The organism is Halobium salinum (assembly GCF_026586625.1).
Classification (GTDB): Archaea; Halobacteriota; Halobacteria; order Halobacteriales; family Haloferacaceae; genus Halobium; species Halobium salinum.
In genome coordinates, this window is record NZ_JAODIW010000006.1 from 1,237,264 (window position 1) to 1,250,435 (window position 13,172).

Below are 13,172 nucleotides of genomic sequence, written 5' to 3' on the forward strand. Positions count from 1 at the left end.
GGGACCGGGAGCCAACGCTCCACCATGACCACACGCGAGTTCCAGGGCATCGAGCTGGAGCGCGTCCGCGAACACGTCTGGGAGATTCCGAAGGAGGGCGACATGCGCGTCCCCGCCCGCGTGCTCGCGAGCGAACCCCTGCTCGAACAGATCGGCGACGACAAGACCCTCCAACAGCTGAAGAACGCGACCCAGCTCCCGGGCATGACGAAGTACGCGGTCTGCATGCCCGACGGCCACCAGGGGTACGGCTTCCCCGTCGGCGGCGTCGGCGCGACGGACACGGAGACCGGCTGTATCTCCCCCGGCTCTGTCGGATACGATATAAACTGTGGGGTGAGAATGATGAAAACCAACCTGTCGTACGACGACCTCCAGGGGAAGGAGGAGGAACTCGTCGACACCCTGTTCGCGAACGTTCCGTCCGGGCTCGGCGGCGGCGGCGTCGTCGAGGGAGACGCCGCGACGGTCGAGGCCGTCCTCGACCGCGGGATGGAGTGGGCGCTGGAGGAGGGACACGCCGTCGAGGACGACCTCAAGCACTGCGAGGACGAAGGGGTGCGCTACGATGCGGACCCGAGCGCCATCACACAGAAGGCCAAAGACCGGGGGAAGAACCAGCTCGGCTCGCTCGGGTCGGGCAACCACTTTCTCGAAGTCCAGCGGGTGACCGACATCTACCGCGAGGACGTGGCCGACTCGTTCGGTCTCGAACCGGACCAGGTCGTCGTGCTCATCCACTGTGGCTCCCGCGGGCTGGGCCACCAGACCTGCAACGACTACCTCAGGCGCATCGAGAAGGAACACGGGGACCTGCTCGCGCAGTTACCGGACAAGGAGCTCGCGGCGGCGCCGGCCGGCTCCGACCTCGCGGAAGAGTACTACGGCGCGATGTGTGCCGCCATCAACTACGCGTGGACGAACCGTCAGCTCATCATGCACCGCACCCGACGGGTGTTCGAGCGCGTGTTCGGCCGGGACTGGGAGGAGATGGAGATGTACCTGCTGTACGACGTGGCCCACAACATCGCGAAGAAGGAGGTCCACGACGTCGACGGCGAGGAGCGGGAACTGTACGTCCACCGGAAGGGGGCGACGCGGGCGTTCCCGGCGGGCCGACCCGAAGTTCCGGAAGCCTACCGCGACGTGGGACAACCCATCATCATCCCCGGGAGCATGGGCGCCGGGAGCTACGTTCTTCGTGGTGGAGCGGCGTCGATGGCGGAGACGTTCGGCTCGACGGCCCACGGCGCCGGCCGGGTGATGTCCCGGACGCAGGCGAAGAAGGACTACTGGGGCGAGACGGTCCAGCAGGAGCTGGAAGACCAACAGAAAATCTACGTGAAGGCGCAGTCGGGAGCGACCATCGCCGAGGAGGCACCCGGCGTCTACAAGGACGTAGACGAGGTCGTGCGCGTCTCCGACGAACTCGGCATCGGCGACAAGGTCGCGCGGACGTTCCCCGTCTGCAACATCAAGGGGTGACGTGGCACTCGCCACGTCGCCAGTCGCCGAGGTCGAACGCGTCCGACCCGGCCGACGGCGACGCCGCTCACCGGTGTGAAGAAACTGCGTCGACCGTCCGGGGGGTCACTCCTCGTCGCCGGACGGTTCGGGGAGGGGTTCGCTCGTCGCCGCGTCGTTGTCGAGGCGGGCGAGCTGTCTCTGCATCTCGCTGAAGTCGGGGAGGCTACGCGTCCCGGCGCTCACGGTCAGACCTCCTCGGCGACCGTAGGGCAGGCGTCCGCGTCCATCGATATCCACGCGTCGTCCGTCGTCAGGTCCGCGATGACGAGGCGAGAGCCGTCTGCGGTCTCGTCGACGCTCTGCGAGACCCACGATTCACGCTCCTGGCGACCCTGAGCAGGGGCCGTCGACGTCGTGTGGCATTCCGGTTTTTCTTCCATGCTACACCCATTAGTTAGGGCGAGTGAAGGATAGGGGCTGTCCCCCAACAGTTTGGCCCCGATGTCGCGGCAACCGTTACCGGCTTCCGCCACCGCGGCTCAGAACCCTAACCCCGGGCCGGAGGGGCCACGAGGACCGCTCGGACGGTCGCTCGCGACCTCCACGAACTCCGTCGGGTCGCCGGGGTCGACCTCCTGACCGTCCTCGTAGCGGACGAAACTGAGGTAGAACGGCTCGCCACAGCCGTCGGCGCCCTCGGGAACGAGCGAGGGGTCGCCGTCGGGAGCGTGCTCGCCGGTCCAGCGGAGGCCGCCGGCCTCGCTCTCGCCACAGACGAAGCGAACACCGTCGGCGTCCACGTCCTCACCGTCGGTCCCCGACCCGTCCGCTTCGAACGGTTCGTCGGGGTCCGCGTAGCTCCACCCCTCCAGCGGGTAGGGGGTCACCGCCTTGTCCGCGAGGTACCCCTCGCGCTGGAGTTCGACGAGGGTTCCACAGGCGGGACAGTAGTAGGTGACGGGGTAGCTCATCGGCCGACGGTAGGGACGCAGGGGGTTTAACGCGCGTGGTGGGTCGGACCCGGTGGCGTGACGCCGACCGACGTCGGTCGGTCCGTCACAGACAGTCGACGCCCGGCAATCGACGTCCGACAATCGCCGCCCGACAACCGACGCCCGACGACCGCCGCCCGGCCCCGGAAGACCTTTGCACCGACCCACGGACGATGAGGTATGATCGACGAGACCATCGAGGAGATCCGCGAGATGCAGAGCCACTCCTCCTCGGTCGTCGCGGTGAAGGCCACGGAGGCCCTCACCGCGCTGCTCGACCGGGAGTACACCTCGGTCGAGGAGTTCGAACGCGACCTCGAACGCAACACGGGGGCGCTCAGGCGGGCGAACCCCTCACACGCCTCTCTCCACAACGCGATGCGGGAGGTGACCCGGAGCGTCGTCGGCCGCGCCGACACCGTCGACTCCGCGAAGAAGATAACGCGCTCGACCATCGAGCGCGTCGTCGAGGACGTCGAGTCCGGAAAACACCGCGCGGCGGTCCACGCCGCCGAGACCTTCGACGACGGCGAGACGTTCCTCACACACGACTACTCCTCGACGGTGCTGGAGGCCATCGACCGGGCCGCGGCGGACGGCAAGGGGCTGACGGCGTACGTCACCGAGGCACGGCCGCGCTTCCTCGGGCGGAAGACCGTCCGGGAGCTCGTCGGCATCGAGAACGTCGAACCCCACCTCCTCGTCGACGGGGCCTGCGGATCGGTGCTCCCCGACGTGGACCGCGTCGTCGTCGGGATGGACTGCATCGTCGAGGACACGCTGTACAACCGCGTCGGCACGTTCCCCATCGTCGCGACCGCTCACCACCTCGACGTGCCCGTCACCGTCGTCGGCAGCGGCGCGAAGATCATCACCGAGGGATTCGTCTTCGAGAACGAGGACCGTCCCAACTACGAGGTGATGCTCGAACCCACCGAAGGCGTCGAAATAGAGAACCCCGCCTACGACGCGACGCCGGTCGAACTCATCGACCAAGTGCTCACGGACGACGGCGTCCGAGAGTTCTGAGGCGTCGGCTCTCGCTGACGCGGCGGTTACCCGTCTCCCGCGCGTACCGCTCTCGTGTCCGGTTCGCCCTCTCTCGACGGCGAGTCCGTCTCCCCCCACGTGGTCGAGGAAGACGACCGCCCCTTCCTCCACGACCTCGTCGACGACCGCTACTACGGGCTCCTCGCCGAGGAGTGGCGCGAACGCCGGGGCGACGCGACGGCGCGAGGGACAGAACGCCTCGTCTCCGGCTTAGTCCAGCCCGACCCACTCCCCCTTCTCGTCGCTGCGCTGCACGGCGTCCAGCACGCGCTGGACCTCGTAGGCGTCGTCGAACGAGGGGTGGAACTCGTCGCCGCTCTCCACGGCAGAGAGGAACTCGTAGTTCTCGTGGACGAACGTGTGCTCCCAGCCGAGGACGTGCCCCGGCGGCCACCAGTGTTCGACGTAGGGGTCGTCGGCGTCGGTGACGAGGACGGTCTCGTAGCCGCGAGCGTCCCCGGTCAGGACCTCCAGTTCGTTGAGGCGTTCGAGCGAGAACTTCAGGCTCCCCTCGGAACCGTGAATCTCGACCGTGTGGTCGTTCTTGTGACCCGTCGCGGTCCGCGACGCCTCGAAGCTCCCCATCGCACCGGAGTCGTACTCGACCTGCGCCGTGTAGGCGTCGTCGACGGTCACCTCGCGGGTCTCCGTCTCACCCTCCCCGTCGCCTCCTTCCACCGGACGCTCGTCGACGAACGTGCGGCAGTGGCCGGAGAGGCGGTCGACCTCGCCGACCTCGTCGCCGACGAGGAAGCGTGCGAGGTCGATAGTGTGGGCGCCGAGGTCGCCGAGCGCGCCCGACCCGGCCAGTTCCTCGTCGTTGCGCCACGACCACGGGGCGTCGGCGTCGACGAGCCAGTCCTGGAGGTAGCGCCCGCGGACGTGTCGAATCTCGCCGAGTTCGCCGGCCTCGACGAGGTTCCGTGCGTAGCGGATGGCCGGGACGAACCGGTAGTTGAACGCACAGCCGGCGACGGCGTCGCTCGCGGCGGCCGCATCGCGCATCCGCTCGGCCCCGTCGAGCGTCGGTGCGAGGGGTTTCTCACAGAGCACGGGCGTCCCCGCGTCGAGCGCGTCCACGGAGGGCTCCTCGTGGACGTGGTTCGGGCCGAGGTTGTAGAAGGCGTCCACCTCGTCGACGACCGACTCCCAGTCGGTCGCGGTGTGTTCGAAGCCGAGACGGTCCGCGGCTCCCGCGAGCGCCTCCTCGTCGCGGCCGACGAGCGTGTGGCGATTGACCTCGGGCGCGTCCGGGAAGAACATCGGGAGGCGAGCGAGCGCGTTGGCGTGAGCCTTGCCCATGAAGCGGTAACCGAGGACGCCGACGTTCAGTGTCATGGATGTATCTGTTCGCGGCGGGGGCTTATGCGTTGATGTGGCCACCACGGTCGGGAGGCCGTCGGGCGCCGTCGGACCGGCCCACGCCGGACCGCGGTACTCATGTTCCGGAGCGTCCTCGCTGTCGAGTATGAGCGAGCAGCGCGACGGCTCCGGGGACCGGACCATCCGCGTCCTCGCCCTCGGTGTCGTCCGGCGCGGGAGCGAGGGGGAGAGCGGGAACGAGATACTGGTGTTCGAAGGCGAGTCGCCCGAGTCCGGCGTCTACTACCGACCACTCGGCGGCGGTGTGCGCTTCGGCGAGGACAGCGTGGACGCTCTGCGCCGAGAGTTCCGCGAGAAGTTGGAGGTCGAACTGGAGGGTGTCGGCGAGTTCGGAACGTTCGAGGACGTGTTCGACTGCGGCGGAGCGCGACACCACGAGGTCGCACTCGTGTACGAGGCCGGCATCGCCCAGCGCTGGCCCTACCGGCTCGATTCGTTCCCGGCCGCCGACCCCGAGACCGGCGAGGAGTTCGACTGTCTGTGGAAACCGGTCTCGGCGTTCACCGACGGCGGCGAGACGCTGCACCCCGAGGGGTTGGCGGGGCGCCTCTGAGGCGGCCTCCGAGCCGCGCCGTCACTCCGTCCAGTAGGCCTCGCCGGGCGTCGTACGGAACACCGCCCGCTGGAGCACGTCGACGGCCTTCTCGAGGCCCTCACGCGAGGAGGTGAGCGAGTCCTCGTGTTCGATGGAGAGCGCGCCGTCGTAGCCGACCATCCGGAGCGTCGAGACCATCTCCTTCCAGTGGTTCTCGTCGTGGCCGTAGCCGACCGTTCGAAAGAGCCACGAGCGGTCCGTCTCGTAGGTGTACGGCTCCGTGTCGAGAACGCCTTTCAACTCGGCGTTGGTCTCGTACACCCGCGTGTCCTTCGCGTGGACGTGGTGGATGGCGCCCCACTCGCCGAGGAAGCGGACCGCCTCCATCGGGTCGATGCCCTGCCAGTAGAGGTGCGAGGGGTCGAAGTTGGCGCCGACGTACTCGTTGGTCGCCTCGCGCAGGCGCATCATCCCCGTCGGCTCGTAGACGAGCATGTTCGGGTGCATCTCGACCGCGACCTTCACGTCGTGGTCGGCGGCGTGCTCGGCGAGGTCGGACCAGTACGGAATCGCGACCTCCTCCCACTGGTACTCGAGCGCCTCGGCGTGCTCGGTCGGCCACGGTGCGGTAATCCAGTTCGGCGTCTCGTCGTTCGGTCCGCCCGCGGGGAGCCCCGAGAAGCAGGTGACGGCGTCGACGCCGAGCTGGTCGGCGAGGGTGATGGCCTCGCGCAGTTCGGTGTCGGCCTCGCTCGCGCGCGCCTCGTCCGGGTGGAGCGGGTTGTTGTGGGTCGCCAGCGCGGACACGCGGAGGTCGTGCTCGTCGAGTAAGTCGTGGAGTTCCGACTGGGCGTCGTCGTCGTCGAGGAACTCCTCGCGCGGGAGATGAGCGTCGCCCGGGTGGCCGCCGCAGCCGAGTTCGACCGCGTTCACGCCGAGTCCGGCGAGGTATTCGAACGCGTCGGCACGGGACTGGTCGCCGAGGGGAACGGTGAGGACACCTACGTCCATGTGGACGCTACACGCACGGCGAGGATAAACGTCCGGGGCCGTCGTCGGTCGGGGCGTCCGACGAGGTCGACGACCCGCCGCGAATCGGTCAGACCGGGAGCCAGCGAGTGAGAGCCTCGGAGCCCTCGCGGTACACCACGTAGTACGCCAACCCGTAGCGGCTGACGACGACGACCGTCGTCCCGACCGGGCGGACGACCGAGACGAGTCGGTTGATGAGTCCGAGGAGTACGAGACCGCCCGGGACCGACCGGAGCGCCGCGAGCGCGGCGTAGCCGAGGACGAACCCTGGAACGAGCGTCATCGAGAGGAACTGGACGACGACGATGAACGCTGCGAGGCGCCGCAGCGACCGCCGCCCGCGGGCGTACCCGGCCGCGAGCACGAGGCTGACGCCGATGACGAGCATCGAGCGGACGCCGACCGTCGTCACCGGGTCCGCCGGGAGGAGAACCGCGAGCGGTAACGTCAGGGCTACCAGCCCCACCGTCGCCACCCCGAACCGCGCGGTCGAACGTACCGGCACTGTCGGTCCGTCGCCGAGCGACCGCAAAAGTGTTCCGACAGAGACTATAAGGAAATGTTATATATTCTCAGTACAGCTGCTTCTCCCGCTCCTCACGCTCCTCTTCGCGGCGTTTCTCCTCTTTGAGTCGGCGACGTCCCCGGAGGAACTGGCGACCCTTCGGGATGTAAATCTGTTTCACGTCCATGACGAACCGGACGAAGCCGTACGCCCAGAAGAAGAACAGGAGCGTCCCTCCGACGAGGAACAGCCAGCCGGCGGTCGTTGGCATACGACAGCCTTCGACACGCGGCCGTTTAGTCGTTGTGTGCGAGTCGGCGGCGGCGCGTGCTCGCGAGCGCCGGTCGCTCGCGGGAGCGACCGGATTCGGTGAGAGTAGTAGCCGCTCACACCACCGCGTCAGCGAGGCGGCTGGCGACGGACGCCGGCCGTCGTGGCGCTCAGTCGTCGCTCTCCGCGCCCGACGTACCCGACGCCCCACTCGCGGCGGGGGAGGCGACGAGGCTGTGCTCGATGGCCTGCCCGCTCTCGGTGTCGAACAGGTGAATCTTGTTTCGGTCGAGCACGACCGACATGTCCTGGTCCTCCTCGACGTCGGAGTCCGGGGGGACGCTGATGAGGAGTTGGTTGCTGGCGGCCGGGTCCTCGAGGTCCGTCTCGACCTCCTCGGAGAGGAGCAGGTAGATGAAGATTTCGTCACCCATCGGCTCGATGACGTCGGTCTTCGTCCGAATCTCGCCGGTCGGCGAGGAGATGCTTCGGCCGGACTCCGCCGGGTAGATGTCCTCGGGGCGGACGCCGAGGGTCACCTTGTCGCCGGCCGAGACGCCGTAGTTCGACGGGTCGAACTCGACGTCCATGTACTCCGAGGTGAAGCCGTTCTCGGTGACTTCCCCCTCGACGAAGTTCATGGACGGCGAGCCGATGAAGCCGGCGACGAACAGGTTCGCGGGCTGGTTGTAACACTCCAGCGGCGGGTCTATCTGCTGGAGTTGCCCGCCGTCGATGATGGCGATGCGGTCGGACATCGTCATCGCCTCCGCCTGGTCGTGCGTGACGTAGATGACCGTGGTCTCCAGGTCCTTGTGGAGCCGCTGGAGCTCCGTGCGCATGTGGACGCGGAGCTTCGCGTCCAGGTTGGCGAGCGGCTCGTCCATCAGGAACACGTCCGGCTGACGCACGATGGCGCGGGCGATGGCGACGCGCTGGCGCTGGCCGCCGGACATCTCGTCCGGCATCCGGTCGAGCATCCCCTCGAGCTGGACGACCTCGGCCGCCTTGTCGACGCGGCGGTCGATTTCGTCCTTCTCGAAGTTCCGCAGTCGGAGCCCGAAGGAGATGTTGTCGTACACGTCCATGTGCGGGAACAGCGCGATGTTCTGGAACACCATCGCGACCCCGCGGTCCTTCGGCGGCAGGTTCGTCACCTCGCGGCCGGCGATGTGGACCGTCCCCTCGGTGGGCATGGTCAGCCCGGCGACCATCTCCATGGTCGTGGACTTTCCACAGCCCGAGGGGCCGACGAGACAGACGAACTCCCCGTCGTGGATTTGGATGTTCATGTTGTCGACCGCCGTTACGTCCTCGTATCGCTTCGTTACGTTCTCGAGTTTGACGTCTCCCATGATTTACTCCTTGAGTGCGCCCGCAGTCAGTCCGCTCACGATCTTCTCCTGTGCGATGACGACCAGGATCGCGATGGGGAGCACCCCGATCAGACCCGCGGCCGCCATCAGGTTGTACGACGCCGAGTACTGGCCCTGGTACCCCAGGATGCCCCAGACGATCGGCGCCCAGTTCTTGGCCTGCCCGTCCACCATGAGGAACGAGAAGAAGAACTCGTTGTACACCCAGATGAACGTCAGCACCGCCGCCGTCGCCACGCCCGGCGCCGACAGCGGAACGATGACCCTGAACAGCGCGCCGAGCCGCGTGGTCCCTTCGACCCGCGCCGCGTCCTCGAGCCCGTCCGGAATCTGGGCGTAGAACGTGGTGAGGATGAAGATGGCCAGCGGCAACGACAGCGCGCTGAACGGGAGGAACAGCGCTCCCGGCGTGTTGTACAGCATCGGGCTACTGAGGCCGAGAATCTCGATGTTCCCGGTGAACAGCCGGAACAGCGGCAGCAGGAACGCCGCCGGCGGGAAGTACGAGATGGCGAGGATGAGTAGCATCAACGCTCCTCGTCCCTTGAAGTCGAACCGACCGAACACGTAGCCGGCGAGACTGGCGAGAATCAGGACGATGACCGTCGTGATCAGCGCCAGGATGAAGCTGTTGAACATGTACCAGTGGAAGGGGAGCGTCGTGAACACCTCGACGAACGCGCCCGGGTTGAACCCCTTCGGCAGGAGGCCCATGTTACTGATCATGTTGTTCGGCGTTACCGCGAGGATGAACAGCCAGTACAGCGGGAACAGCGTCGTGACGAGGAAGAATATCATCACGACGTAGAACGCCGCCCGGTACGCCCGGTCGGGGTTCTGAATCGAGGACTGCACCCAGCCCTCGTAGCCGCCCTGGGAGTCGGAGTCGCTGGACCTCGTCGCCGTCCCTCCTTCACTCGCCATCTCAGACACCTCCCTCGTCGCGGAACTTGATGATGTACACGCTGACGATGACGGCGATGATGGCGGCCGTGATGAACGCGATGGCCGCGGCGGTGCCGTAGCGCCGGACGCTGAACGTCGAGACCACGAGACAGGACAGCGACGGGACGGTGGTACAGCTCGCCATCGTCTCGATGAGCCCGTACACGCGCGCCGCCTGGATGGTGCGGAACAGCATCGCGACCAGGACGGTGGGAAGCACGAGCGGGAACGTGATCAGCTTGAACGACTGCCACTTCGAGGCGCCGGCGACCTTCGCCACGTCGTAGAGGCTCCGGTCGACGCTCTGGAGCCCGGCGAGGATGAGCAGCGCCATGAACGCCGACGTCTTCCAGATGTCGGCGAGGATGACGATGAGCAGCGCGTTCGAACTGCTCACCAACGGCGTCTGGGACCAGCCCAGCCCGCCGAACAGGTTGTACAGCATGTCCGGGAGGAAGCTGATACCGGGCTGGAACAGCAGGTAGAAGATGAGCCCCTGGATGACCAGCGGGATGGCCCACGGCAGGATGATGGCCACTCGGACCCAGCGTCGACCCCGGAAGTCCTGGTCCAGCACGAGCGCCTGTCCGAAGCCGATGAGCGTCTCGAAGGAGACGCTGATGACGACGAAGATGAACGTCACGATGAGGGCGCTCGTGAACGGCGAACTCAGGTCGAAGAACGGCTGTGGAAGCACGACCGTGTTGTACGCTCCGGAGAGGACGCCGATGTAGTTCTCCAGTCCGACGAACTCGCCGATCTGCGCCGCCCCGCGGATGCTGTCCGCCTGGAACGACATGATGAACGTGCTCAGGAGCGGCCAGATGGAGATGACGCCCAGCAGCAGCAACGTCGGCGTCAACAGCAGGTACGCGAACTGGGTGTCGTTGAGGTTCTCTACCCACCGAGTGGCTCCGGAGAACGCTCCGGACCCGCCTCGGCTTCGAGTCTGTTCCGTCGATTGTTCTGTAGACATATGTGTGGTTCTCCTTCGAAATCAGTCGACGGCGTTGAACTGTTCGATCTGCTCCAGCTCGCTCTTGAGCGTCCCCAGTGCCTCCTGGGAGGTCTCTTGACCGGTGAGCGCCGCGTGGACCCGCTGTGCAATCTTCGTCGACTCCAGCGGCCAGACGGCCGTCGCGGGCCGGGGAATCGCGTTCTGCCCGGCGACCTTGAGCGCGTCGATGTATCGCCCGACGATGGGGACGTCCCGCGCCTCCTGTGTGTCGAGCAGTGACGGCTCCGGCGGAATCCAGCCGATGGTCTCGAAGAGGCTGAGCTTGAAGCTCTGCTGTGCCATCGCTTCGAAGACCTGGATGGCCATGTCGATCTTCTCCGAGTTGGGGTTGATGGTCATGTGCCAACCCCCGAGGGCGGCGACCGGGCCACCCGTCATCGGGTACTGCGCCTCGTCGGCGGTGACGCCGTACGGGATGGGCATCACGCCGAGGTCCTCGCCGAACACGTCTTCGGCGCCGTTGATGACGATGGAGTACGGCCAGTTCCGGTGCATGACCGCGTCCCCGGACGTGAACGGGCGACGGGAGGGCTCCTCGGCCCACCCGAGCACCCCCTGTGGGGAGATGGGGCCCGCGTACCCGTCGAGCGTGTCCGGGGCGTCGGGGCCGTTGATGAACGTCCGCATCAACTGCGTCGCCTGAACGACTGGGTCTTCGTCGACCGTGACTGGGCGGTCGCCGATGGGTCCGAACAGGTACTCCTCCGGGTTGCCGAAGTAGGCGCCCCCGAAGGAGGTCATGAACTCGTTGAAGTCACAACACGAGAGCCCCTCGTAGTTGTCCGCCTGGAAGGTGAACCCCATGTCCGTGTCGGTCTGTTCCATCACGTCGGCCGTGACCTCGGAGAACCGCTGCCAGTCCATCGTCTCCGTCGCCCAGTTGTTCCCGTCCGGGTCGTACCCGGCCTCCCGCACGAGGTCCTTCCGGTACTGCATGGTCGGGAAGTCCGGGAACAGCGGCATGGCGTACAGGCTGCCGTCCTCGCCGGTGGCCGTGTTGACGCTGGCCTCGAAGTACTCGTTCTTGATGCGGTTCGTGAGCGAGCTCGGCAGGTTGTCGTCGAGATTGAGGAGCTGGTCGCGTTGGATGAACGTCAACGCCCACCCGCTGTCCATCAGTAGCATGTCGGGCTCCTCTAAGTCGGCCGACAGCCAACGTTGGTACTGCGACTGGCGAGCGCCCGTCTGGGTCGCCCCTGCCACGATCTCTACGTAGATGTCCTGTGGCAGGCCAGCGTCCCACATTGCTTGGCGAAGCGCGTCGGCGTTGTCCGCCGCACGCGAGTCTGCTGCCCAACGAATCGTCCGTCTCGACGTCTCGTCTTCCGTGAGCGCGAGGGGGTGCAGGCTTGTACAGCCCGCCAGCCCCGCTGTGACGCCCGTCGCGCCAGCAGCCTCGACGAAACGCCGTCTCGAGACGGTTCGCTGCCGTCCGTCCGCTGAATCACCTCCGTCCATCACTTTGTGACCACGGGGCATGATTATTTATAACTAATGACAAAATCTGTTATTTCTTTCGAGTGTTTTCATTTCCGACACCGATTCCGTCTGCCGATTTTCCCGCTTAGTATAGGAGGAGTTTTCAGATTCGAGTAAATACTCGGCCGCCTGTCAGTCTTTTCCGGGCGCCGGCCACCGCGGCGTCTTGGGTGCCTCGATGCGCTCGACCTGGTCGTCGTCGAGTGAGAGCTCCAGCGCGGAGAGGTTCTCCCGAAGGTGCTCGGTACTGCGCGGGCCGACGATGGGGGCGTCGACGACCTCCTTCGAGAGGAGCCACGCCAGCGACACCTGTGCGGGACTCGCGTCCTCCGCCTCTGCAATCGACCGAATCTCGTCGAGCACCGCCCAGTTCTCCTCGGTGAACCGGTTGCGCGTGTACTGGTCGCCGCTCGCCCGGAGCCCCTCCTCGGGGTCTTCGTCGCGGTCGTACTTCCCTGTGAGAAACCCGCCCGCGAGCGGCGACCAGGGGATGACGCCGACGCCCTCACCCGCACAGACGGGGAGGAGGTTCGCCTCCTCGTGGCGGTCGACGGCGTTGTACTCGGGTTGCATACACGCGAAGCGCTCGTAGTCCGCCACGTCGCTCGTGTACAGCGCCTTCGTGAACTGGTAGGACGTCATCGTGCTCGCGCCGATATAGCGCACCTTCCCGGTCTCGACCAGGTGTGAGAGCGCCGACAGCGTCTCCTCGATGTCGGTCTCCTCGTCCCAGCGGTGAATCTGGTACAGGTCGAGGTAGTCGACGCCGAGTCGGTCGAGGCTCGCCTCCACCTGGTCGAGGATGTGTTTCCGGGAGAGCCCCTGTCGGTTCGGCCCGTCGCCCATCCGGCCGAACACCTTCGAGGCGATGACGAGCTCGTCGCGGTCGTACTCCGCGATGGCGTCGCCGACTATCTCCTCGCTCTCGCCCCGAGAGTAGACGTTCGCGGTGTCGAGGAAGTTCACCCCGGCGTCGATGGCCTCCCGAATCAGGTCCACGCTCGCCTCGCGGTCGTTCATCATCCACTCGGCGCCGGAGCCGAAGTTCATACACCCGAGACAGAACCGGGAGACGTCGAGGCCGGTGCTCCCGAGCTTGGTGTACTCCATGTCGGTCATG

At 66.5% G+C, this 13,172-nt stretch carries 14 protein-coding genes; 3 read left to right on the forward strand and 11 right to left on the reverse strand.

Going from position 1 to position 13,172, the window contains the following annotated elements; genetic code table 11:
* Positions 1-24: 24 nt before the first annotated feature.
* On the forward strand, positions 25-1,485 hold the full coding sequence (locus N5095_RS09635; protein ID WP_267622561.1) for an RtcB family protein: 1,461 nt from the start codon (positions 25-27) through the stop codon (positions 1,483-1,485).
* Positions 1,486-1,712: 227 nt separating this feature from the next.
* On the opposite strand, the gene N5095_RS09640 is transcribed toward N5095_RS09635, so the two are convergent.
* Positions 1,713-1,907: a DUF7556 family protein gene (locus N5095_RS09640; RefSeq protein WP_267622562.1), complete on the reverse strand. Its 195-nt coding sequence runs from the start codon at positions 1,905-1,907 to the stop codon at positions 1,713-1,715.
* A gap of 99 nt (positions 1,908-2,006) precedes the next feature.
* Complete coding sequence (locus N5095_RS09645; RefSeq protein ID WP_267622563.1) at positions 2,007-2,438, reverse strand: DUF7969 family protein; 432 nt, start codon at positions 2,436-2,438, stop codon at positions 2,007-2,009.
* Between the two features lie 201 nt (positions 2,439-2,639).
* Here N5095_RS09645 and N5095_RS09650 point away from each other — a divergent pair, with 201 nt between their 5' ends.
* Positions 2,640-3,488, forward strand: coding sequence for an eIF2B alpha/beta/delta subunit family protein (locus N5095_RS09650; RefSeq protein ID WP_267622564.1), 849 nt, complete (start codon positions 2,640-2,642; stop codon positions 3,486-3,488).
* 231 nt (positions 3,489-3,719) lie between these two features.
* Here N5095_RS09650 and N5095_RS09655 read toward each other — a convergent pair whose 3' ends face one another.
* Positions 3,720-4,847: a Gfo/Idh/MocA family protein gene (locus N5095_RS09655; RefSeq protein ID WP_267622566.1), complete on the reverse strand. Its 1,128-nt coding sequence runs from the start codon at positions 4,845-4,847 to the stop codon at positions 3,720-3,722.
* Between the two features lie 130 nt (positions 4,848-4,977).
* Between N5095_RS09655 and N5095_RS09660 the strand changes: the two genes are divergently transcribed.
* The gene (locus N5095_RS09660; RefSeq protein ID WP_267622567.1) at positions 4,978-5,445 is read left to right on the forward strand and encodes an NUDIX domain-containing protein; all 468 of its coding nucleotides are present in this window, start codon (positions 4,978-4,980) and stop codon (positions 5,443-5,445) included.
* Positions 5,446-5,466: 21 nt separating this feature from the next.
* Here the strand turns inward: N5095_RS09660 and N5095_RS09665 are convergent, their stop codons facing one another.
* The 8 genes from N5095_RS09665 to N5095_RS09700 form a co-directional block, all read right to left on the reverse strand.
* Complete coding sequence (locus N5095_RS09665) at positions 5,467-6,438, reverse strand: sugar phosphate isomerase/epimerase family protein (protein ID WP_267622568.1); 972 nt, start codon at positions 6,436-6,438, stop codon at positions 5,467-5,469.
* A gap of 88 nt (positions 6,439-6,526) precedes the next feature.
* A complete protein-coding gene (locus tag N5095_RS09670) occupies positions 6,527-6,964 on the reverse strand; it encodes a hypothetical protein (protein ID WP_267622569.1) in 438 nt (145 codons plus the stop codon).
* 67 nt (positions 6,965-7,031) lie between these two features.
* Complete coding sequence (locus N5095_RS09675; RefSeq protein ID WP_267622570.1) at positions 7,032-7,235, reverse strand: DUF8005 family protein; 204 nt, start codon at positions 7,233-7,235, stop codon at positions 7,032-7,034.
* Positions 7,236-7,404: 169 nt separating this feature from the next.
* Complete coding sequence (locus tag N5095_RS09680; protein WP_267622571.1) at positions 7,405-8,589, reverse strand: ABC transporter ATP-binding protein; 1,185 nt, start codon at positions 8,587-8,589, stop codon at positions 7,405-7,407.
* A gap of 3 nt (positions 8,590-8,592) precedes the next feature.
* Positions 8,593-9,534, reverse strand: coding sequence for a carbohydrate ABC transporter permease (locus N5095_RS09685; protein ID WP_267622573.1), 942 nt, complete (start codon positions 9,532-9,534; stop codon positions 8,593-8,595).
* Between the two features lies 1 nt (position 9,535).
* Entirely contained in the window at positions 9,536-10,531 is a 996-nt protein-coding gene (locus N5095_RS09690; RefSeq protein ID WP_267622574.1) for a carbohydrate ABC transporter permease, read from the reverse strand.
* Positions 10,532-10,552: 21 nt separating this feature from the next.
* The gene (locus N5095_RS09695; RefSeq protein WP_267623027.1) at positions 10,553-12,031 is read right to left on the reverse strand and encodes a substrate-binding domain-containing protein; all 1,479 of its coding nucleotides are present in this window, start codon (positions 12,029-12,031) and stop codon (positions 10,553-10,555) included.
* Between the two features lie 153 nt (positions 12,032-12,184).
* Positions 12,185-13,171, reverse strand: a complete 987-nt coding sequence (locus N5095_RS09700; RefSeq protein ID WP_267622575.1) for an aldo/keto reductase — start codon at positions 13,169-13,171, stop codon at positions 12,185-12,187.
* Position 13,172 lies beyond the last annotated feature (1 nt).